Origin of the sequence: Nonomuraea sp. NPDC003560, assembly GCF_042878785.1 — a bacterium.
In the GTDB taxonomy this organism is placed as follows: domain Bacteria; phylum Actinomycetota; class Actinomycetes; order Streptosporangiales; family Streptosporangiaceae; genus Nonomuraea.
This window is the reverse complement of record NZ_JBIAOF010000006.1, coordinates 423,500-443,483: the sequence shown is the minus strand read 5'-3', so window position 1 is coordinate 443,483 and position 19,984 is coordinate 423,500. Positions and strand designations below refer to the sequence as shown.

The window sequence follows — 19,984 nt, the reverse complement described above, 5'->3', positions numbered from 1 at the left end:
CAGCAGGAAACCGTAATCGCCTGGCTCCAGGGTGAGGTCAACCGTCCGGCGTCCGCCGGTGTTCTTCCACCGCCCGGTTCCTCCCTCCCCTGGAGTCCCTGATGTCCCTCCGTCCTCGCTGGGCGGCCCTGCCCGTGGTGCTGGTCGCGGTGTTCATGACCACGCTCGACTTCTTCGTCGCGAACGTGGCCGTGCCCTCGATCCGCGCCGACCTGGGAGCGGGCGACGCGGCGAGCCAGTTCGTGGTCGCCGGGTACGGGCTGGCGTACGCGGCAGGCCTGATCGTCTCGGGGCGGCTCGGCGACCTGTACGGGCCGCGCCGCCTCTTCGCCGCCGGGCTGGCCCTGTTCACGCTCGCCTCGGCGGCCTGCGGCGGCGCGCCGGACGCCGCCGCGCTCGTGCTCGCCCGGGTGGCGCAGGGCGTCGCGGCGGCGCTGCTCGCGCCGCAGGTCCTGACGCTGATCGGGACGCTGTTCCCGGGCGCGGGCCGGGCCAGCGCGTTCGGCTGGTACGGCACGGTGGTGGGCCTGGCCGGGATGAGCGGCCAGGTCGTGGGCGGGCTGGTGGTGGCGGCCGATCCCCTCGGGCTCGGCTGGCGGGCGTGCTTCCTGGTCAACGTGCCGATCGGCCTGGCGGCGCTGGCGCTGACCGGGCGGCTGGTCCCCCGCGTCGCCGGGGCCGGGTCGCGTGCGGGGCTGGACCTGCCGGGGGCGGCGCTGGTCGCGGCGGGGCTGGCAGGCGTCGTGCTGCCGCTGGTCCAGGGTCGCGAGGAGGGCTGGCCGCAGTGGACGTGGCCGTGCCTGGGCGGCGCGGCGCTCATGCTGGCGGCGTTCGTCCGGCGGCAGCGGCGGCTGGCGGCGACCGGCCGCGAACCGCTGCTGGACCTGGCGGTGTTCGGCGAGAGGGGGTTCACGTCCGGGCTGGCGGCGGTCGCGCTGCTGTTCGGCACGTCCGCGGGCCTGTCGTTCGTGCTCGCCCTCCACCTCCAGGACGGCCTCGGCCTCGGTCCCCTGGCCGCCGGGGCGGTGTGCACGGCGCTGAACGCGGGCTTCTTCCTGGCCTCGCCGCGCGCGGCCCGGGTGCCGCGCCCGGCCGGCCCGCTGGCGCTGCTGCTCGGGCTCGGGCTGCTCCTCCAGGCGGGAGAGTCGCCGTACCTGGTGGCGGGCGCGCTGCTGGTCGTGGGCGCGGGGATGGGGCTGGTCATGTCGCCGCTGCTGTCGTCGGTCCTCGCGTCCGTACGCCGGGAGCGGGCGGGCGCGGCGGCCGGGGTGCTGGGGACCGTCCAGGAGACCGGCGGCGTGCTCGGCGGCACGATCACCGGCGCGGTGTTCTTCGGCTCCCTGGACGCCGGCTGGCCCGCGGCCACCAGGGCGGCCCTGCTCGTGCTCATCGTGGGCGCGCTGGGCGTCCTGGCCCACTCGGTACGCCGCCCGCGCCGCCCCCGCCGCCCCGAGCCGTGCCCGGCGATGTCCCTGGAGCCGAACCGCTGATCGCGGGGCCCGTCCAGGACGTCAGCCGTACCGGCCGGCCGTGGGCGGGCGCAGGGCGGCGGCCAGGTCGCCGGCCAGGCGCGGCAGCTCGTCGGGCCGCAGTGTGGAGACCGTCAGCCGCAGCGCGGGCGGCGTGCGGACGCGGTTGCGGGCGCCGGGCGCGGCCGCCCAGCCGAGGGCCAGCAGCCGGGTGACGGCGGTGGTCTCGTCGGCGACCGGGACCCAGACGTTGAGCCCGCTGCGGCCGTGCGCCCGCAGGCCACGCGCGGCCAGCGCGTCGATCAGGCCGTCGCGCCGACCGGCGTACGCGGCGGCCACGGCCGCGGTGTCCACAGCCTGTGCACGCCACAGGTGGGCGACCGCGCGCTGCAGCAGATGGCTGACCCAGCCGGCGGCCAGCCGCTGCCGCCCGCGCAGCCGGTCGAGCGTGACGGGATCGCCGGTGACCAGCGCCAGCCGCAGGTCGGGGCCGAACGCCTTGGCCGTCGAGCGGGTGAGCAGCCAGCGGGTGGTCACGCCGGCCAGGGGGTGGAGGGGGAGGTCCACCAGGCTCGCGCCGTGATCGTCCTCGATCAGCACCACGTCGGGACGGGTGGCGAGCAGGGCACGCAGGTCCGCGGCCCGCCGGGCGGTGACGGCCGCGCCGGTGGGGTTCTGGGCGCGGGCGGTGATCACCACCGCTCGTACGCCCGCCCGCAACGCCCGGTCGAGCTCGTCCGGCAGCGGGCCCTCGTCGTCCAGCCGCATCGGGACCGGCCGCAGGCCCAGGGCGGCGACCAGGTCGAGCAGGGCCGTCCAGCCGGGGTCCTCGACGCCGATCGCGTCGCCGGGACGAAGGTGGGCGTTCAGGACGCGTTCCACCGCGTCGAGGGTGCCGGAGGTGATCGCCAGCGGCGCGGCGGGCACGCCGTCCGCACGCAGACGGGCGGCGGCCAGCGAGAGCAGCTCCTCGTCGTCGCCCGTGCCGTACATGGCCGGACGCTGCTCGTGCGCCCTGGCGGCGGCGGCGAGCGCCTCGTGCAGCGGCGGCAGCAGGGCCGGGTCGGGGTTGCCGTGCGACAGGTCGCGCACGCCCGGCGGCACCTCGATGCGGATCTCCTCGCGGGTCGTGGTGGCCGGGCGCGGCCGGACCCGCGTGCCGCGCCGGCCCGCCGTCTCGACGATCCCGCGCTCCCGCAGCAGCCGGTACGCGGCCGCGGCGGTGTTCGGGCTGACCTCGGCCATGGCGGCCACCTCGCGCACGGGCGGCAGGTGCGTCCCGGGAGGCAGCAGGCCCGCGGACACGGCGGACTCGACGCCCGCCGCGATCTCGCTGGCCGTCCCACCGACGATCCTGTATGTTTCTGACACAAAGTACATTATGTACTAATACAAAGCTGGGCGGGAGGCTTTCACGTGCTCATTCATCCCTGGGACGCGGCACGGGACGACGACGAGTGGCACACCTGGCTGGCCACCCGCGACTTCGGCCAGCTGGCCGCGAACGCCCCCGACGGCGGCCCGCCCGTCGTCGCCCCCACCCACTTCCTCTTCGACGCCGCCGCCGGGGAGGTGCTGCTCCACCTGGCCAGGCCCAACCCGGTGTGGGCGGCGATCGAGCGCGATCCGGCGGTCCTGCTGAGCGTGCACGACGACTACGCCTACATCCCCGGCGGATGGCGGACGGGCGACCCCGAGACCGGCGTGCCCACCAGCTATTACGCCTCCGTCCAGCTCACCTGCCGGGCCGAGGTGGTGGACGACCCCGAGGGCAAGGCCGAGATCCTGCGCCGCCAGCTCGCCCACTTCCAGCCCGACGGCGCGCACGGCGTCGTGGCGGCCGGCGAGGGGCCCTACCACCGGCAGCTGCCCGGCCTGCGCGGGCTGCGGCTGGCGGTGGTGGAGGCGCGCGCCAAGTTCAAGTACGACGGCCGCCATCCCGTCGAGGTCAGCGAGCGCGTCGCCGGGCTGCTGGCCGAGCGCGGCCTGCCGGGCGACGCCGGGGCCAGGGAGCAGCAGCTCAGGCGGATGGCCGACCGCTGAGGCAGGTGCGCAACATGCGGATGAGGGCCCGTTTCTCCCGGTGGGTGACGGTCAGCCCGTAGTGGTGTTTCAGTCGTACTCGCTGAACCAGGTGCCGTGGACGGCCTCGCAGTCGAGGTCGGTCGTCACGGACACGGCGTCACGCCGCAGGACGACCTCCCGCGTGTCGCACGCACCCTCCGCCTCGGTCCAGGACGGCATGAACCGCTCGTGCGAGTACCCCCTCAGCGAACGGGCCTCGGCGACGACCAGCTCCCGCAACTCGCTCCGGGCGCGGACGACCGAGGTCGGCTCGGGCAGGACCAGGGGGAGGAGCAGCAGCGGCCACACAAAGACGATCATGGATCCAGCATTAGCAGCCCACCCCTCGTTGCTCCTAGTATTTGACGACTCACACAGAGCGATGTCGATGGAGAGGGTCCCACATGCAGTCGCCGGACGGTCCGGGCCGGGAGCAGGTGCTCGACTGGGTCGAGCGGGTGGCGGACTTCGTCTCCGAGGAGTGGGGGCTGGCCCCGATCACCGGCCGCGTCCTGGGCTGGCTGATGGTCTGCGACCCGCCCGCGCAGACGGCCTCCGACATCGCCGACGCCATCGGCGCGAGCCGCGCGTCCCTGACGACGACCATGCAGCTGCTGACGTCGATCCGGCTCGTCCACAAGCTGCGCAGGCCGGGGGAGCGCAACGTCTACTACCGGATCGAGGACGACGCCTGGTCGAAGGTCCTGCGCCAGAAACTGGCCGCGTTCACGGCCTTCGACGCGCTGGCCGAGGAGGGCCTGCGACTCGGCTGGACGGACGAGACCCAGACCGCCCGCATCCGCTCCGCGCACGACTCCATCGCGGCCGTCGCCACCGCTCTCGACAGCCTGTGGAAAACCGACGCGCCTGTGGATAACTAGCCGTCGGCGTCCGGATACTGGAAGACGTCGTCCAGGGGCACCCGGAACACCCGGGCGATCTGAAAGGCCACCTCAAGAGAGGGTGAATAGCGGCCCTGCTCGATGGCGATGACGGTCTGCCGCGTGACGCCGACCCGCTGGGCCAGCTCGGCCTGCGTCATCTCCCCGTGCGCGAACCGCAGGGCCCTGATGGAGTTGGTCACCTTGGTCGGTTTGCCCATGCCTACAGGCCCCTCCGGTAGGCGAGCAGCCGCAGCGGGGTGGCCACCAGAGTGGACAGGACGAGCGCGGCGTAGATGGCGTTGGCGATCCAGAAATGGTCGGCTTCCGCCATGGTCAGGCCAAGGGGGACCACCATGGAGGCGGCGAGCACGACGCCTCCGACATGTTGGGCGGAACGGTTGATTTCCCTGTCTCGCACGTCGCTCTTGTGACTCTCGCTGGGCTTCACGATCTCGACCACGATACGGCCCACGATCGACAGGACGATGCTGATCCCGATCGCCCACACCATCGGCGCGACATAGGGGACGGCGCTGAGCGGGCCGTCGCCGGCCCGGCTCAGGATGACGATGACGTAGGCCACGTAGGCGCCGGCCGTCGCCACGAGATAGACCCAGGCGCCCTTTTCCTCGTACGACATCACAAGCAGGGAAGGTAAAACAATCCAGACATCGTGTCAATGATTTCAGACTTGTCCACCACTGTGGACAACCGTCCCCAACCTGTGGATAACTTCGCGCCCTCTGGGGCTGTCAACGGGAGCCCCTTCCCCGGGCGTGGCGCATCGCTGCGGCGAAACAGCCTGCACCGGGCGGGCCCGTCCACCATGCTTGCACCTGTCCCAGGACAGGAGGCAACCGTGCGCTACTTCCTTGAGGTCCCCCTCGACGACGGCGGCACCGTGCTCGTGGAGGTCAACGAGCGGCCCGGCGACGAGCCGCTTCCCGCCGGACGGACCCGCGCGGCCGTCGAACGCATGCCGGAGGCGCTGGGCGCGGGCCTCCAGCGCGTCCAGACCTTCGCCACCGACGTCCTGCGCCGCATGCGGTCATGCCCCGAGCCGCCGGACGTGGTCGCGGTCGAGTTCGGGATGAAGCTGACCGCCAAGGCCGGCGTGGTCGTCGCCGAATCGACGGGGGAGGCCCACCTCAAGGTCACGGCGGAATGGCGGAAACCGGAAGGCGGCTGACCCGGCCTTCCGTCGAGGCGTGGTCAGGTCACGCCTTGATGGCCGTGCCCTGCGCCGAGACCAGCCGCCAGCCTCCGTCGGGGCCGATGGCGTACACGTGCGTGTACCGGCTGCCGGCGCTGAACGTGCTGCCATCGGGGTTCGTGAAGTTCATCCCCGTACGCCCCACGACGATCCCGACGTCCCCGATCACCCGCACGATGGCCTCGTCGGGGAACGAGTCGATCTTCGGGAACCGCAGGCTGCCCGACGTCACCAGGTCGAGCAGGACGCCCTTGCCGGCGACCGCGCCGTCCTCGACCCCCACCAGGACGAAGTCGTCCGCCAGCAGGTCCTTCAGGCGATCGTGGTCGTTGGACACCAGGGCGTCGAAGAAGCTCTGGTCCAGCTCGACCAGGGTGGTGCGGTGGGTGCTCACAGGAGTCGTCCGTTCTCGTCGATGTGCGGGCAACGAGGGTAGACGTTGACGCCGGTGACAAGGTCAAACCGTCGGACCGTCAGGCCGCGAACCGCTTCAGCAGCAGCTCCAGCCTGCGTTCGTGGTGCTCGGCCGGCAGTCGCTTGCCGCGCATGAGCGTGACCAGCCCGTGCAGGGCCGCCCAGTAGGTCTCGGTGAGCAGGCCCAGGTCCTCCCCCTCGCCGGCGTGCGGGCGCAGCCCCTCGACCAGCTCGCCGAAGGCCGCGTGCAGGGCCGCGGGAGCCTCCGGCGTGGCGAACGGCAGGTCAACGTTCTGGCTGAAGATGACGTCGTAGAGCGCCGGACGCCGCTCGGCGAACGCCGTGTAGGCCGCGCCGACGGCCGCGAGGGCGCTGCCGGCGTCCGGAGCGGCGGTACGGGCCGCGCGTAGCTCGTCCGCGAGGATCACGCACCCCTCCACGGCCACGGCCGCCATGATCGCGCCCTTGCCCTTGAAGTGGCTGTAGAGCACCGGCTGGCTGTACTCGATGCGCTCGGCCAGCCGCCGCGTCGTCACCGCCTCCCAGCCCTCGGCCTCGGCCAGCTCGCAGGCGGCCGTGATGATCAGCTTCTCGCGTTCCGCACGTTCGCGCTCCCGGCGCGCCTGTATCGACATGCTCTCGATTCTAGCACCGCTAGCGCTTCTGTCATCGTTCTGCTAGCGTCGTCCTCGTTCCTAGCAACGCTAGCTCTTGGAGACGGACATGCTCACCACCCTTGCCTACGGCCTCGCCATCGCCCTCAACCTGCTGGTCGTGTTCATCGGCGCACGCTTCCTGTTCGTCCCGGTCGCCGCGGCCGCCGGTTACGGCGTCCCCGCCAAGCAGGACGGCGACCGCGCCTACCTGACCATCAAGGGGCTGCGCGACGGCACGTACGGGCTGCTCGGCCTGGCCCTGCTGGCCTTCGTCGGCGCCCAGGCCGAAGCCTGGTTCATGCTGATCGTCGCGCTGCTGCCCCTGGGCGACACCCTGATCGTGCTCCGCAACGGCGGCACCAAGGCGGTCGCCTTCGGCGTGCACTTCGCGACCGCCGTCGCCCTCCTCGTCAACGCCGCCCTGCTCTTCGCCGTGTGACCCGGCGATCCTTGAGCTACCCCGCCGCCGCCGTCGCCGTCCGCACGTCCCCCTCGATCTCCCGCCGGGACGTGCGCAGCGGCGAGAACCACATGACCACCGGACCGGCCAGCATCCCGGCCGAGAACACGACAAGCGTGCCGCGCATGCCGATCCCGCCGGCCAGCGCCCCCGCGAGGACCGCGCCGACCGGCGTGGCGGCCCAGGTGAGCCAGCGGGACGTGGCCGCCAGCCGCCCCTGCATCTCCTTGGGCGTCAGGAGCTGCCGCAGACTGCGCTGGGTGCTCTGGAAGACGAGCGTGACGATGATCATCAACGTCCACGAGACGCCCACCACGAGCTGCCCGGCCAGTCCCGGCCCCACCAGCCCGATCGACCCGCTGCACAACGGGTACGCGAAGGCGGCCCCGAGCAGCACGCGTGGCATGCCGTACCGCTCGGTGAGCGGCCCCGCGACCGCCCCGGCCGCCAGCCCGCCGGCCATGCTCACCCCGAACACCAGGCCGGTCGCCAGGCCCGACCAGCCGAGCTCCCGTACGACGTAGTTGACCTCCAGCGCGCTCAGCCCGGCGATGCAGAAGCTGACCGTGGCCATGTAGAGCACCAGCGGCCCGATCACACGATGGCGGACGACGTACCGCAGCCCCTCCGCGATCTGCTCGCGCAGCCGAGGGGCCAGCTCCTTCCGCTCCGGCCTGGCCTCCGGCGACCTGATCAACGCCAGCGCGAGCGCGCCCACCAGATAGGACAGCGCGTCGGCGAGCACCGCCTTGGCCGGCCCGAACAGCGAGATCAACACCCCGCCGATCGGCTGCCCCGCCATCCCCGCCACCGTGACCGTGCTGGTGAGCTTGGCATTCCCTTCCATCAACCGCTCAGGCCCGAGCAACGTCAGCGGGTACGTCTGGTAGGCGGGCGTGAAGAACACCTCACACGTCGCGACCACCAGCGCCACGGCGTAGAGCTGCCCGAGCGTGAGCCCTCCGGCCACGGCCGCCAAGGGCACCGTCCCCATCGCACACCCGGACACCAGGAATGCGACGATCATCACCGGCCGCTTGCGCCACCGATCGCTCAGGGCCCCCGCCGGCAACGACGCGAACAGCACCGGCAACCGCCGCGCCGCCGTCAGCAGCCCGAGCTCCACCGGCGAGGCGTCCAGCACGAGCCCCGCGACCAGCGGTAACGCCAGATAGGAGATCTCGTTCCCGAGCGAACTGGTGGTCTGGCTGCCCCACAGGAGCACGAAATCCCGCTGCCGCCACAACGACCCCGCCCTCGACATCCGCGACATTCTGCCACCGCGCGCCGGTGGCGAAGGCCGGTTCCGGTACTAGCTCGCCAACCACCCGAAGTCCGGCGCCGGGACGTCGAGGACCGCCCCTTCACGGACGTGCCAGCATCGCGCCCGGCCGCGCTCGTCGGTGACCACGAAGACTCCCCGCGGCCGGTCTCCGTCCTCGTCCACCGGCGGCAGTGCGGCCAGTCGCTCGACCTTGGCCCGGATCTCGTGCAGCGCGCCCTCTCTGACGTCGCCCCCGTAGAACAGGTAGAGCGTCCAGTTGAAGGGCTTCGCCGGCCACGCCCAGCCGCCGGAGTAGGGGTCGTCGTCCGCGATGACGCGCTCGGCGTCCGGCTTCTGAGCGAACCCCAGCTCAAGCCACCCTCTGACCGAGACGAACATCCCCATGCACCCGATCCTACGAACGCCCTGCGGACCGCCCCAGCCTCATCGATCCGAATCTGGGGCCTTTCCTCATCAGCGCGGCTTGCTAACTCTGCGGCAGCTGCCACATGAGAGTCGCCCATTTGGCACCCTCGGGCGCCTCGACCTTGACGCTCCGGACAGCCACGTCGTCGGGGATCATGCTGACGCGCACACCGCCAGGCTCGATGGAGCACCGATGAGGGAGCTGAGTTCTGCCTACGCGGACGATTATCGTCCCGCTCGCTCCAACGCAGTCCACCTCAAGACGAAACGATGCTCCCATCTTGAGTTTCGTGGTCCAGCGGTCAGTCCGCCCCTGCTCATCGACATGATGAAGCAACACCTTGCCTTTGGCGCTTTTCGTAAGATCCGCGAGCGCGCGATTGACAGCGGGCGGATCGGTCGAGAAGCGAGGCGGCGATTCCCCTTCCTGTCCTGAGAACGAAATTGCACAACCGGCCAGGAGCGACGAGACGACGGCAATGACCGCAACGTATCTGCGCATATCACCCCTTCGTTGATCGAGTCGCGGCAAGGCTAGGCCCCGCTCCGTAGCCTGCTGGGCGGTAGCTACCTCATATGGAGCGGTCGAGGCAATCCTGAACAGCGACAGCAGATGGATCGCCTACATCGACGCGGCCAACCTCTACTACGGAATCTGCGAAAGTGCCGGCCCGGCTACTGGCGTGTGGACGTCGTCAGAATGTGCGACCAGGTACTGAAGGCGTACAACGGCAAGCTGATCAGGGTGAAGTACTTCACCACGGCGCTGAGCGGTCAGGCCGGAGTGAATCAGAAGCAGTTCGAACAGGACACCATCCGCGTCTACGGCAAGCGGTTCCAGCCGTTCATGGGAGGACCAAGTACGACGACAAGACCGGCAGCTGCAAGGAGAAGCAGGTCGACGTGCGACTGGCGGCTCACTTGGTCGGTGACCTGTGCACCGAAGCGTGCGAGGCGGCGCTGGTGGTGAGCTCGAACTCCGACCTGGCCGCGGCGATCGGTGAGGCCAGGTACTACGCGCGGGGCCGGACCATTGTGGCGGCTCATCCCGACGGCGTGCCTTCCGGCGCCTGCACAGATGTCGTCGACGAGGCCATCCCGATCGACGCCGGCATGTACAGGAACGCCGCACGCCTGGACGTGACGCGCACGAAGTACCGCGAGTAGAAGGCGAGCCCGCGCACTCCCGCCGTTCCGCCCGAGACGAGCAGGCCCTCAGCCGGGTCAGTGGTCAGAGAGGATCGAGTGATGGGCCCGCCGGCGGATCGTTCGACCCGCCCATCATTCGACCTCGCCCAGCGCCGCCGCGCCCCCAGCTGATGTCAATGCGAATCGACCTCTGGCACCTGAAGACTGACACTCGTGGCGGCACATTGATGACAAACACTCAAAAGGCCGTCCCCCGATCTCCAGGAAACGGCCTCTGCATTGAGAAACTGTGGGGCTACCAGGACTTGAACCTGGGACCTCTTCCTTATCAGGGAAGCGCTCTAACCGTCTGAGCTATAGCCCCGCACACCGAACGGTATCGCATTCGCCTCTTGGAGGCGAACCAGTTGTTCGGACGAGAAAAGCTTACCGTGTCCGACGGGCTGCTCGTGCCGTACCAGCCACCCCGGTACGGCACGAGCCCCCGCCCGAACCTGCTATTCGGCCTCGCTGAACGTCACCTCAACGCCCCCGACCAGGTCGGAAGCGATGTTGTAGATGACCGCGCCCAGCGTGGACAGAGCGGTGATCAGCACCACGTTCACGGCGCCGATCAGCGCGGTGTACCCGAGGATGCGCACCGGCTCGAACCACGAGGCGATGTTGATCGGGATCGAGCTCTGTCCCTGCTCACCCTTGCCGAGCTGGTTGACCAGGTCGACGAGTGAGTCGAACACCCCCAGGGCCGACAGCACGCCGTACAGGACGGCCACTGCCACGAAGAGCACCACGAAGCAGACCAGGGACACCACGAAGCTGAACTTCATGGCCGACCACGGCTCGATGCGGCGCAACACCAGGTGTGCCTTGCGGGGCAGCCTGGACCCCGCGTTGTTCGACGACTTCTTCTTGGGCATCTCGACGGGCGGAGGTGCCTCACTGGTGAGCGACGGACGGAGGCGCACCGTCTCGTTGCCCTCCGCCTGCGGCTCGTCCTTGGAGCGGGGCTGAGCGGCGGCGCCCTTCGCGGGCGTCCTGTCCTGCTCGCCGTCGACCGAATTGAAGATTTCCGGCTCAGTGGACTTCTTCGGCTGCTGTCCGTTACCCGACGCCGCCTGGGCTCTGGCGGTGCCACCCTGGGCGCTCATGATTTACTCTCCTCCCCCGTCTTCCTCATTCTCCACCGGAGTCTCCATCGACTCCGCGTTCCGGGCGAGGGCAACCACGCTGTCGCCTTCGGCGAGGTTCATCAATCGCACTCCCATGGTCTGGCGGCCGGACTGCTTGATCTCGCCGGCACTCGTCCGGATCACCCCGCCGGCGGACGTGATCGCGAAGACCTCGTCCTCTGGGTTGACCATGACGGCTCCGACCAGCTTGCCACGGGAGCTCACGATTTTCGCAGTCAGCACGCCCCTACCGCCACGTCCTTGAACTGGATACTGCTCCACTGGCGTCCGTTTTGCGTACCCAGCCTTCGTGGCGATAAGCACATCTTGACCGTCGGCGATCCGATTCATGGCGAGAAGTTCGTCTCCTTCGAGGAACCTCATGCCGATGACACCGCTGGTCGCGCGGCCCATGGGCCGCAGCGCCTCGTCGGAGGCGGTGAACCTGATCGACTGCGCGCCCTTGGAGACGAGCAGCAGATCGTCGGTCTCGGAGACCAGGCGGGCGCCGATGACCTCGTCGTCCTCGCGCAGGTTGATCGCGATCAGACCGCCCGACCTGGGGGAGTCGTACTCGGACAGGCGCGTCTTCTTGACCAGGCCGCTGCGCGTGGCGAGCACCAGGTAGGGGGCGACGTCGTAGTCGCGGAGGTCGAGAACTTCCATGACTGTTTCGTCGGGCTGCATGGCCAAAAGGTTCGCGAGATGCATGCCACGGGCGTCACGCCCGGCATCAGGCAGCTCGTACGCCTTGACCCGGTACACCCGGCCCTTGTTCGTGAAGAACAGCAGCCAGTGGTGCGTCGTGGTGACGAAGAAGTGGTCGACGATGTCGTCCTGGCGCAGCTGGGCGCCGCGCACGCCCTTGCCGCCCCGCTTCTGCGCCCGGTAGAGGTCGGTACGAGTCCGCTTGGCATAACCGCCGCGGGTGATCGTGACGACGATCTCCTCCTCGGCGATGAGGTCCTCGATCGACATGTCGCCGTCGTAGGCGATGATCTCGGTCTTGCGCTCGTCGCCGTAGCGGTTGACGACCTCGGTCAGCTCGTCGCCGATGATCTCGCGCTGGCGGGCCTCGCTGGCCAGGATCGAGTTGTACTCGGCGATCTGGGCCATCAGGCCGTCGTACTCGTCCTGGATGGCCTGCCGCTCCAGGGCGGCCAGCTTGCGCAGCTGCATGTCCAGGATGGCCTGCGCCTGGATCTCGTCGATCTCCAGGAGCCCCATGAGGCCCTGCTGGGCGTGCGAGGCCGACTCCGAGGCCCGGATGAGGGCGATGACGTCGTCGAGCCGCTCAAGGGCCCTCAGCAGCCCGCGCAGGATGTGCGCGCGCTCCTCGGCCTTGCGCAGCAGGTAACGCGTCCGGCGGACGATGACCTCGACCTGGTGGGCCACGTAGTGGCGGATGAACTGGTCGAGCCGCAGCGTGCGCGGCACGCCGTCGACCAGCGCCAGCATGTTGGCGCCGAAGGTGTCCTGGAGCTGGGTGTGCTTGTACAGGTTGTTGAGCACGACCTTGGCGACCGCGTCGCGCTTGAGCACGATCACCAGGCGCTGCCCGACCCGCGAGGAGCTCTCGTCGCGTACGTCGGCGATGCCCGAGAGCTTGCCCTCGCGCACCAGCTCGGCGATCTTCAACGCCAGGTTGTCCGGGTTGACCTGGTACGGCAGCTCGGTGACGACGAGCGCCTGCCGGCCCTTGTCCTCCTCGACCTCGACGACCGCGCGCATGGTGATCGAGCCGCGCCCGGTGCGGTACGCGTCCTCGATGCCCCGGCGTCCGACGATCAGCGCCTTGGTCGGGAAGTCGGGCCCCTTGACCAGCCTGATCGAGGCTTCCAGCAGCTCCTCGTCGTCGGCCTCGGGGTTCTCCAGGTACCACCGGACGGCGGCCGAGACCTCGCGCAGGTTGTGCGGCGGGATGTTGGTGGCCATGCCGACCGCGATGCCGCCCGAGCCGTTGACCAGCAGCTGCGGGAACCGCGCCGGCAGGACGTCGGGCTCCTGCGACTTTCCGTCGTAGTTCGGGCGGAAGTCGACGGTGTCCTTGTCGATGTCGCGCAGCATCTCCATGGCGATGGGCGCGAGCTTGCACTCGGTGTACCGCATCGCGGCCGCCGGGTCGTTGCCCGGCGAGCCGAAGTTGCCCTGCCCGTCGACCAGCGGATAGCGCAGCGACCACGGCTGGGCCAGGCGGACCAGCGCGTCGTAGATCGAGGTGTCGCCGTGGGGGTGGTAGGTGCCCATCACGTCGCCGACGACGCGGGCGCACTTGAAGTAGCCGCGGTCGGGACGGTAGCCACCGTCGTACATCGCGTAGAGCACCCGCCGGTGCACCGGCTTGAGACCGTCGCGCACGTCAGGCAGCGCCCTGGACACGATGACGGACATCGCGTAGTCCATGTAACTGCGCTGCATCTCGGACTGGATGTCCACCGGTTCGATGCGGTCAGCCGGGGGAGTGGTGTTCACGTCCGTCACAGGTTTAGGTCCTTCTTAAACGTCGAGGAAGCGAACGTCGCGCGCGTTGCGGATGATGAAGTCGCGCCGCGCCTCGACGTCCTCGCCCATGAGCACGCTGAACAGGTCGTCGGCCTGGGCCGCGTCGTCGAGCGTGACCAGGCGCAGCAGTCGCGTCGCCGGGTTCATGGTGGTCTCCCAGAGCTGGCCGGCGTTCATCTCGCCGAGGCCCTTGAACCGCTGGACGTTGTCCCGCGGGCGCGGGTCTGCCTTGCCCTGCGCAATGCCGTCGTTGATGACCGCGTCGCGCTCGGCGTCGGAGTAGGCGTAGGAGGCGTCCTCGCCCTTCCGGTCCCACTTGATCTTGTAGAGCGGCGGGCACGACAGGTAGACGTGCCCGGCCTCGATCAGCGGCCGCATGAACCTGAACAGCAGCGTCAGCAGCAGGGTGTTGATGTGCTGGCCGTCGACGTCGGCGTCGGCCATCAGGATCACCTTGTGGTAACGCAGCTTGGCGATGTCGAACTCGTCGTGCACGCCGGTGCCCAGGGCGGTGATGAGCGCCTGGACCTCGTTGTTCTTCAGGACCTTGTCGATCCGCGCCTTCTCGACGTTGAGGATCTTGCCGCGGATGGGCAGGATCGCCTGGAAGCGCGAGTCGCGGCCGCCCTTGGCCGAGCCGCCGGCCGAGTCGCCCTCGACGATGAACAGCTCGCACTTCTCCGGGTCGTTCCACTGGCAGTCGGCCAGCTTGCCGGGAAGGCCGCTGCCGGACTCCAGGAGCGACTTGCGCCGGGTCAGGTCGCGGGCCTGGCGGGCCGCCAGGCGGGCGCGGCTGGCCTGCAGCGACTTGTTGATGATGTCCTTGGCCTCGCCGGGGTTGCGCTCGAACCAGTCGCGCAGGTGGTCGTTGCAGGCCTTCTGCACGAACGACTTGGCCTCGGTGTTGCCCAGCTTGGTCTTGGTCTGGCCCTCGAACTGCGGGTCGGACAGCTTGACCGAGATGATCGCGGTCAGGCCCTCGCGGACGTCCTCGCCGGAGAGGTTGTCGTCCTTGCCCTCCTTGAGGAACTTCTGCTCGCGCGCGTAGCGGTTGACGATGGTCGTCAGCGCCGCGCGGAAGCCCTCCTCGTGGGTGCCGCCCTCAGCCGTGTTGATCATGTTGGCGAACGTGTAGACCGACTCCGAGTAGGAGTTGTTCCACTGCATGGCGATGTCGACCGCGATGCCGTCGCCCTCCTCCTCGAAGGAGACGATCGACGCGTGCGCCGCCTCCTTCTTGGCGTTGAGGTGCTTGACGAAGTCGGCCAGGCCGCCCTCGTAGTGGTATTCGACCGTGTGCGGCTCGCCGTTGACGTGGTCGGGCCGCTCGTCGGTGAACGTGATCGTCAGGCCCTTGTTGAGGAAGGCCGTCTCCTGGAACCGGCGCGAGAGCGTCTCGTAGTTCCAGGTGGTGGTCTCGAAGACGTCGGGATCGGGCCAGAACGTGATCGTCGTGCCGGTCTCGTCGGTCTCCTCGCCCTGGGCCAGCGGCGCGGTGGGCTTGGAGTGCTCGTAGCGCTGCCGCCAGTAGTGGCCGTTCTGCTTGACCTCGACGTCCATGGCGGTGGACAGCGCGTTGACGACGGCCGAGCCGACGCCGTGCAGGCCGCCGGAGACCGCGTAGGACTGGCTGTCGAACTTGCCGCCCGCGTGGAGCGTGGTCAGCACGACCTCGACGGCCGAGCGCTTCTCCACAGGGTGGATGCCCGTGGGGATGCCGCGGCCGTTGTCGACGACGCGCACGCCGCCGTCGGCCAGCAGCGAGATGTCGATCCTGGTGGCGAAACCGGCCAGCGCCTCGTCCACCGCGTTGTCCACGATCTCGTAGACGAGGTGGTGCAGGCCGCGCTCACCGGTGGAGCCGATATACATACCCGGGCGTTTGCGAACCGCCTCAAGTCCTTCGAGTACGGTGATTGAGCTAGCGTCGTAGGACAACTGCGAAATCCTCCTGCCGCGGACACGCGGCGGGGGAGGCCGTCAACTTCATGCTGCCCCTACCGTGCCCGTCACCGTCGTGAGTGCCCCGATGCGCGGTCACCCGGGGGAGTCGGCTTACTGCCGGGGTGACACGCAAGCGGACGTGTCCGGAATCCTTTTTCATTCTACCGCTTCCCGGAGCCCGTGGTGGCAATACACGCGCCTGTGATGCGCCCTAGCTCGATTTGCCCCCCACTCAAGCATCCCCCCTTCGGAAAGGGGGCTTATCGCGTCTGCGGCTGTCTGATCGCCCCCGGCGCCTAACCATAGGTGTCGCCGGGCCCTCTACTTCCGGTCACCCGCAAACCCCCTGTGGGCCGGGGCGCGTTCTGCGGCCCCCTGACCTTGACCTTTGTCACGGAACCGTCACCCAGCTCCTCGTTGAGCCTGCGGATGAGGGTGCGCGCGAGCAGCCTGACCTGCGTCGCCCAGGCCGTGGAATCGGCCGCGATGAGCACCTCGCCCTCGTCGAAGGACTCCGGCCGGGTGTGGGCGGCCAGGTCGGGGCCGACGATCTCCTTCCACCGGCCGAACACCGCGCCGACGGCCGCCGAGCACTCCCAGCCGCGGTCGGCCAGCAGGTCGGCGATGGCCCGGCCGAAGAGCTGGGGATCGCCGGCCTCCCTGCGCGGGCCGGCCTTGCGCCTGGGCTCGCGGCGCGGAAGCTGGCCGCGCTTGGCCGCGTCGGCCTTGGCCTGCGCGAGCTTCTCCCTCGCCATGGCGGCCCCCCTGGCCGCCGCGTTGTGCTGCTCATCGGACACGGGTCACGCTCCCCTCAGCGACGTCGAAACGGGCTCCCGCCAGCTCCTTCGGCACGTCGTCGGGCACGGCGGCGGTGATCAGCACCTGTTCGGCCGGCGCGACGATCTCGGCCAGCCTGCGCCGGCGCTGGCTGTCGAGCTCGGCGAACACGTCGTCGAGGATCAGCACCGGGTCGCCGCCGTCGGCCCGCAGCAGGTCGTAGGCGGCCAGCCGCAGCGCCAGCGCGAACGACCACGACTCGCCATGGCTGGCGTAGCCGCGGGCGGGCAGGTCGCCGAGGCCCAGGATCAGGTCGTCGCGGTGTGGGCCGACCAGGGTGACGCCCCGTTCCAGCTCGGCCTGGCGGACCTCCGTGAGCCGGTCGCGGAGCTGCTGTTCAAGGGTTTTCCCCAAGTCTGTGGATAACGTCTGCGCATCGGGAGATCCCCGCTCACCGGCGACTTCGTCCTCCGCGCCGTCCCCACCTGTGGACAACGTGCTGCGGTAGGCCAGCGTCGCGGGGGCGCTCGTGGGGGCCAGCGCGGCGTAGGCCCCGGCCACCAGCGGGCGCAGCGCCTCGATGAGCTCCAGCCGCGCCCGCAACAGCTCCGCGCCGTGCCTGGCGAGGTGGGCGTCCCACACCTCCAGCGTGCTCAGGACGTCGCCGGCGCCCGCGGCGGCGAACGCGGTGTCGCTCTCGGCCCGCCGGCCGCTCCTGCTGCCTCTGCGGGCCTGCGCGGCCGTGCGCAGCAGGGCGCCGCGCTGCTTCAGCACCCGGTCGTAGTCGGCCCGGACCCCGGCGAACCTCGGGGCCCTGGCCACGAGCAGGTCGTCGAGGAAACGGCGGCGCTCCGACGGGTCGCCCTTGGACAGCGCAAGGTCCTCCGGCGCGAACAGCACCGTGCGCAGCAGCCCGATGACGTCGCGCGGCCTGGACACGGGGGAGCGGTTGAGCCGCGCCCGGTTGGCCTTGCCCGGGTTGATCTCCAGCTCCACCAGCGCCCGCCGGTCGTCCCTGTGGACGGCGCAGCGCACGATGGCCCGCGCGGCCCCCTGCCGCACCAGCGGCGCGTCGTTGGCCACGCGGTGGCTGGAGTGCGTCGCGACATAGCCGAGGGCCTCGACCAGGTTGGTCTTGCCCTGGCCGTTGGGCCCGACGAGAGCCGTGACGCCCGGTTCCAGACCGAGCTCCACGGACGCGTAGGACCTGAAGTCGGTCAGCGAGAGGTGGGCGACATGCACCCCACGAAGGTTAGTCCGCCGCGGGGGCCGCCCGTGTCACCGGCTTGCCGTCCTGTGGAAAACCTCTGGCTTCCCCGGCCGGCCTGTGGACCACCGGCCGGCCCGACCGGCCGGACCCCGGCTGGGCTGCTCGGCCGGGTTACTCGGCTTCGCGCGGCGGGGCCACGTCGGCGCCGGGCGAGTCGGCGCCCTTGCCGGTGCTGCCCTCGGTCGAGGTGATCGCGTGGCCGCCGAACTGGTTGCGCAGCGCGGCGACGACCTTCATCGCGGGGGAGTCGTCCTGACGCGAGGCGAACCGCGCGTACAGGGCGGCGGTGATCACCGGCAGCGGCACGGCGTGGTCGACGGCCGCCTGGACCGTCCAGCGGCCCTCGCCGGAGTCCTGGGCGTAACCGCGGAGCTGGTCGAGGTGCTCGTCGTCGTCGAGCGCCCGCACCATCAGGTCGAGCAGCCAGGAGCGGATGACGGTGCCGGTGCGCCAGCTGCTGAAGGAGCCCCTGACGTCCTTGACGACGTCGGACGCCTCCAGAAGCTCCCAGCCCTCCGCGAACGCCTGCATCATGCCGTACTCGATGCCGTTGTGGACCATCTTCGCGAAGTGGCCGGCACCGACGTCACCGGCGTGGACGAAGCCGTCCTCGCCCTCGGGCTTGAGCGTCTCGAAGATCGGCATGAGCCGGTCGACGTCGGCCTGCTCGCCGCCGCACATGAGGGCGTAGCCGTTCTGGAGCCCCCACACGCCGCCGCTCACGCCGCAGTCGACGAAGCCGATGCCCTTCTCGCGCAGCTCGGCGGCGTGCTTCTGGTCGTCCACATAGTGTGAATTGCCGCCGTCGACGACGATGTCGCCTTCGTCGAGCAGCTCGCCGAGCTCGTCGATCGTCTGCTGGGTGGGCTTGCCCGCGGGAACCATGACCCAGACCGCGCGCGGCGCGGACAGCCGTTCGACCAGCTCCTTCAGGCTGGCCACGTCGCTGATGCCGGGGTCGCGGTCGTAACCGACCACCTCCTGGCCGCCGCGGCGCAGCCGCTCGGCCATGTTGCCGCCCATCTTGCCCAGTCCCACCATGCCGATCTGCATGACGCTCCTCTACCCCCTTGTCAGGCTTCCATCATCCCCGATGACGGGATCAGCCCGACAGGCGGATGGGCATGATCAGGTAACGGTAGTCCGTACCTGCGCCTTCGTCCACAGGCTTGCCCCCTGTGAGGATGGCCGGTTTGGTCGAGGTCGTCATCTGCAGGCGCGCCACGTCGGAGTCGATCGCGCCGAGCCCCTCCAGCAGGAACTGGTGGTTGAAGGCGATGTTCATCTCCTCGCCCTCGTAATCCACAGGCAGTGCCTCGACGGCCTGCGCCTCGTCGCCGCTGCCGGCCTCCAGCACGACCTCGCCGCTCTTGAACGCCAGGCGTACGGGGGTGTTGCGCTCGGCGACCAGGGCCACGCGCTTCACCGCCTCGACGAACGGGCCTGTGGACAGGTCGGCGCGCGCGGAGAACTCCGTGGGCAGCAGCGAGCGGTACTTGGGGAACTCGGGGTCGAGCAGCCGCGTCGTGGTGCGCCGGCCCGCGCTGGAGAAGCCGATCATGCCCTCGCCGGTGCCGCCGGCCGAGCTGAGCGCGATCTCCACCTCGGCGCCGGTGGTGCCGAGGGCCTTGGCGGTGTCGGCGAGCGTCTTGCCGGGGATCATCGCGATCGCGGCGAAGTCGGGCTGACCCGGCTGCCACTTGAGCTCGCGCACGGCGAGCCGGTAGCGGTCGGTGGCGGCGAGGGTGACGGTGTCGCCCTCGATCTCCATGCGCACGCCCGTGAGCATCGGCAGCGTGTCGTCCCGGCCCGCCGCGACGGCGACCTGGCTGACGGCGGAGGCGAACACGTCGCTGCCCACCCGCCCGGCGGCCGGCGGCATGGCCGGGAGCGACGGGTAGTCCTCCACAGGCATGGTCAGCAGGGTGAACCGGGCGCTGCCGCACGTGACGACGGCCTTGGCGCCTTCCACCACGAAGTCCACAGGCTGTGCGGGAAGCGCGCGCGTGATCTCGGCGAGCAGCTTGCCCGAGACCAGGACGACGCCCGCCTCACCGGTGTGGAGTTCGAGCGTGACCTCGGCGGAGACCTCGTAGTCGAACCCCGACAGCTTGAGCTGCTGGCCCTCCGTCACCTCCAGGCGCATGCCGGCGAGCACGGGCACCGACGGGCGCGCCGGGAGACTGCGTGCCGTCCATGCCACCGCCTCAGCGAGGACGTCTCGCTCGATTCGGAACATCACGGTGATCAGCCTCCTGGGTTCGTCGTTGATTCAAGTGTTCACTCTCCCGCACCGCGGTTCGGGGAGAACCCCTCTATGGGT

The 19,984-nt window shown here is 70.1% G+C and carries 21 protein-coding genes and 1 tRNA gene; 6 read left to right on the top strand and 16 right to left on the bottom strand.

Annotated features, from left to right (window positions below; translation table 11 throughout):
- The first annotated feature begins 101 nt into the window (after window positions 1-101).
- Window positions 102-1,490: an MFS transporter gene (locus ACFYUV_RS25715; protein ID WP_387671826.1), complete on the top strand. Its 1,389-nt coding sequence runs from the start codon at window positions 102-104 to the stop codon at window positions 1,488-1,490.
- Between the two features lie 21 nt (window positions 1,491-1,511).
- Here the strand turns inward: ACFYUV_RS25715 and ACFYUV_RS25710 are convergent, their stop codons facing one another.
- Window positions 1,512-2,849, bottom strand: coding sequence for an aminotransferase class I/II-fold pyridoxal phosphate-dependent enzyme (locus ACFYUV_RS25710; RefSeq protein ID WP_387671824.1), 1,338 nt, complete (start codon window positions 2,847-2,849; stop codon window positions 1,512-1,514).
- A 36-nt stretch (window positions 2,850-2,885) separates the two neighbouring features.
- Here ACFYUV_RS25710 and ACFYUV_RS25705 point away from each other — a divergent pair, with 36 nt between their 5' ends.
- A complete protein-coding gene (locus ACFYUV_RS25705) occupies window positions 2,886-3,512 on the top strand; it encodes an FMN-binding negative transcriptional regulator (protein WP_387671822.1) in 627 nt (208 codons plus the stop codon).
- A 69-nt stretch (window positions 3,513-3,581) separates the two neighbouring features.
- On the opposite strand, the gene ACFYUV_RS25700 is transcribed toward ACFYUV_RS25705, so the two are convergent.
- Window positions 3,582-3,854, bottom strand: coding sequence for a hypothetical protein (locus tag ACFYUV_RS25700; protein WP_387671820.1), 273 nt, complete (start codon window positions 3,852-3,854; stop codon window positions 3,582-3,584).
- Between the two features lie 83 nt (window positions 3,855-3,937).
- Here ACFYUV_RS25700 and ACFYUV_RS25695 point away from each other — a divergent pair, with 83 nt between their 5' ends.
- Complete coding sequence (locus ACFYUV_RS25695) at window positions 3,938-4,414, top strand: transcriptional regulator (protein ID WP_358291173.1); 477 nt, start codon at window positions 3,938-3,940, stop codon at window positions 4,412-4,414.
- On the opposite strand, the gene ACFYUV_RS25690 is transcribed toward ACFYUV_RS25695, so the two are convergent.
- Entirely contained in the window at window positions 4,411-4,635 is a 225-nt protein-coding gene (locus ACFYUV_RS25690) for a helix-turn-helix transcriptional regulator (protein ID WP_352324570.1), read from the bottom strand. The genes ACFYUV_RS25695 and ACFYUV_RS25690 overlap by 4 nt on opposite strands.
- Window positions 4,636-4,637: 2 nt before the next feature.
- Window positions 4,638-5,057: a hypothetical protein gene (locus tag ACFYUV_RS25685; protein ID WP_387671818.1), complete on the bottom strand. Its 420-nt coding sequence runs from the start codon at window positions 5,055-5,057 to the stop codon at window positions 4,638-4,640.
- A 219-nt stretch (window positions 5,058-5,276) separates the two neighbouring features.
- Here ACFYUV_RS25685 and ACFYUV_RS25680 point away from each other — a divergent pair, with 219 nt between their 5' ends.
- Window positions 5,277-5,606 carry a CU044_2847 family protein gene (locus ACFYUV_RS25680; protein WP_387671816.1) on the top strand — a complete coding sequence of 110 codons (330 nt, stop codon included), beginning with the start codon at window positions 5,277-5,279 and terminating at the stop codon, window positions 5,604-5,606.
- A 28-nt stretch (window positions 5,607-5,634) separates the two neighbouring features.
- Here the strand turns inward: ACFYUV_RS25680 and ACFYUV_RS25675 are convergent, their stop codons facing one another.
- Together ACFYUV_RS25675 and ACFYUV_RS25670 are read right to left on the bottom strand one after the other, a co-directional pair.
- Window positions 5,635-6,024 (bottom strand): YybH family protein, encoded by a 390-nt coding sequence (locus ACFYUV_RS25675; RefSeq protein ID WP_387671814.1) that lies wholly within the window; start codon window positions 6,022-6,024, stop codon window positions 5,635-5,637.
- A 79-nt stretch (window positions 6,025-6,103) separates the two neighbouring features.
- Window positions 6,104-6,679 (bottom strand): TetR/AcrR family transcriptional regulator, encoded by a 576-nt coding sequence (locus ACFYUV_RS25670; RefSeq protein ID WP_387671812.1) that lies wholly within the window; start codon window positions 6,677-6,679, stop codon window positions 6,104-6,106.
- Between the two features lie 88 nt (window positions 6,680-6,767).
- Between ACFYUV_RS25670 and ACFYUV_RS25665 the strand changes: the two genes are divergently transcribed.
- Window positions 6,768-7,139, top strand: a complete 372-nt coding sequence (locus ACFYUV_RS25665; protein WP_387671810.1) for a DUF4267 domain-containing protein — start codon at window positions 6,768-6,770, stop codon at window positions 7,137-7,139.
- A 16-nt stretch (window positions 7,140-7,155) separates the two neighbouring features.
- On the opposite strand, the gene ACFYUV_RS25660 is transcribed toward ACFYUV_RS25665, so the two are convergent.
- Together ACFYUV_RS25660 and ACFYUV_RS25655 are read right to left on the bottom strand one after the other, a co-directional pair.
- Window positions 7,156-8,424: an MFS transporter gene (locus ACFYUV_RS25660; RefSeq protein WP_387671808.1), complete on the bottom strand. Its 1,269-nt coding sequence runs from the start codon at window positions 8,422-8,424 to the stop codon at window positions 7,156-7,158.
- 48 nt (window positions 8,425-8,472) lie between these two features.
- Window positions 8,473-8,829, bottom strand: a complete 357-nt coding sequence (locus tag ACFYUV_RS25655) for a hypothetical protein (protein ID WP_387671806.1) — start codon at window positions 8,827-8,829, stop codon at window positions 8,473-8,475.
- Between the two features lie 924 nt (window positions 8,830-9,753).
- Between ACFYUV_RS25655 and ACFYUV_RS25650 the strand changes: the two genes are divergently transcribed.
- Complete coding sequence (locus ACFYUV_RS25650; protein ID WP_387671804.1) at window positions 9,754-10,017, top strand: hypothetical protein; 264 nt, start codon at window positions 9,754-9,756, stop codon at window positions 10,015-10,017.
- Between the two features lie 272 nt (window positions 10,018-10,289).
- Here ACFYUV_RS25650 and ACFYUV_RS25645 read toward each other — a convergent pair.
- From ACFYUV_RS25645 to dnaN, 8 genes are all read right to left on the bottom strand, one after another.
- A tRNA-Ile gene (locus tag ACFYUV_RS25645) sits at window positions 10,290-10,363 on the bottom strand.
- A 133-nt stretch (window positions 10,364-10,496) separates the two neighbouring features.
- Complete coding sequence (locus ACFYUV_RS25640; protein WP_387671803.1) at window positions 10,497-11,147, bottom strand: DUF3566 domain-containing protein; 651 nt, start codon at window positions 11,145-11,147, stop codon at window positions 10,497-10,499.
- Window positions 11,148-11,150: 3 nt separating this feature from the next.
- A complete protein-coding gene (gene gyrA / locus ACFYUV_RS25635; RefSeq protein WP_358291198.1) occupies window positions 11,151-13,649 on the bottom strand; it encodes a DNA gyrase subunit A in 2,499 nt (832 codons plus the stop codon).
- Between the two features lie 15 nt (window positions 13,650-13,664).
- Window positions 13,665-15,608, bottom strand: coding sequence for a DNA topoisomerase (ATP-hydrolyzing) subunit B (gyrB, locus tag ACFYUV_RS25630; protein ID WP_387671800.1), 1,944 nt, complete (start codon window positions 15,606-15,608; stop codon window positions 13,665-13,667).
- Window positions 15,609-15,910: 302 nt separating this feature from the next.
- On the bottom strand, window positions 15,911-16,411 hold the full coding sequence (locus ACFYUV_RS25625) for a DUF721 domain-containing protein (protein WP_387671798.1): 501 nt from the start codon (window positions 16,409-16,411) through the stop codon (window positions 15,911-15,913).
- Window positions 16,401-17,633 carry a DNA replication/repair protein RecF gene (gene recF, locus ACFYUV_RS25620; RefSeq protein WP_358291201.1) on the bottom strand — a complete coding sequence of 411 codons (1,233 nt, stop codon included), beginning with the start codon at window positions 17,631-17,633 and terminating at the stop codon, window positions 16,401-16,403. The genes ACFYUV_RS25625 and recF overlap by 11 nt, the downstream gene beginning before the upstream one ends.
- A 139-nt stretch (window positions 17,634-17,772) precedes the next feature.
- A complete protein-coding gene (gnd, locus tag ACFYUV_RS25615) occupies window positions 17,773-18,714 on the bottom strand; it encodes a phosphogluconate dehydrogenase (NAD(+)-dependent, decarboxylating) (RefSeq protein WP_352362307.1) in 942 nt (313 codons plus the stop codon).
- 49 nt (window positions 18,715-18,763) lie between these two features.
- The gene (gene dnaN, locus ACFYUV_RS25610; protein ID WP_387659418.1) at window positions 18,764-19,903 is read right to left on the bottom strand and encodes a DNA polymerase III subunit beta; all 1,140 of its coding nucleotides are present in this window, start codon (window positions 19,901-19,903) and stop codon (window positions 18,764-18,766) included.
- Window positions 19,904-19,984 lie beyond the last annotated feature (81 nt).

Excerpts from the sequence above, each read along its gene's own strand:
- ACFYUV_RS25655 (WP_387671806.1), bottom strand. The coding sequence starts at position 8,829 with ATGGGGATGTTCGTCTCGGTCAGAGGGTGGCTTGAGCTGGGGTTCGCT.
- gnd (WP_352362307.1), bottom strand. The coding sequence starts at position 18,714 with ATGCAGATCGGCATGGTGGGACTGGGCAAGATGGGCGGCAACATGGCC.
- ACFYUV_RS25685 (WP_387671818.1), bottom strand. The coding sequence starts at position 5,057 with ATGTCGTACGAGGAAAAGGGCGCCTGGGTCTATCTCGTGGCGACGGCC.
- ACFYUV_RS25715 (WP_387671826.1), top strand. The coding sequence starts at position 102 with ATGTCCCTCCGTCCTCGCTGGGCGGCCCTGCCCGTGGTGCTGGTCGCG.
- ACFYUV_RS25690 (WP_352324570.1), bottom strand. The coding sequence starts at position 4,635 with ATGGGCAAACCGACCAAGGTGACCAACTCCATCAGGGCCCTGCGGTTC.
- ACFYUV_RS25670 (WP_387671812.1), bottom strand. The coding sequence starts at position 6,679 with ATGTCGATACAGGCGCGCCGGGAGCGCGAACGTGCGGAACGCGAGAAG.
- ACFYUV_RS25695 (WP_358291173.1), top strand. The coding sequence starts at position 3,938 with ATGCAGTCGCCGGACGGTCCGGGCCGGGAGCAGGTGCTCGACTGGGTC.
- ACFYUV_RS25640 (WP_387671803.1), bottom strand. The coding sequence starts at position 11,147 with ATGAGCGCCCAGGGTGGCACCGCCAGAGCCCAGGCGGCGTCGGGTAAC.
- ACFYUV_RS25700 (WP_387671820.1), bottom strand. The coding sequence starts at position 3,854 with ATGATCGTCTTTGTGTGGCCGCTGCTGCTCCTCCCCCTGGTCCTGCCC.
- ACFYUV_RS25660 (WP_387671808.1), bottom strand. The coding sequence starts at position 8,424 with ATGTCGAGGGCGGGGTCGTTGTGGCGGCAGCGGGATTTCGTGCTCCTG.
- ACFYUV_RS25710 (WP_387671824.1), bottom strand. The coding sequence starts at position 2,849 with ATGTACTTTGTGTCAGAAACATACAGGATCGTCGGTGGGACGGCCAGC.
- ACFYUV_RS25665 (WP_387671810.1), top strand. The coding sequence starts at position 6,768 with ATGCTCACCACCCTTGCCTACGGCCTCGCCATCGCCCTCAACCTGCTG.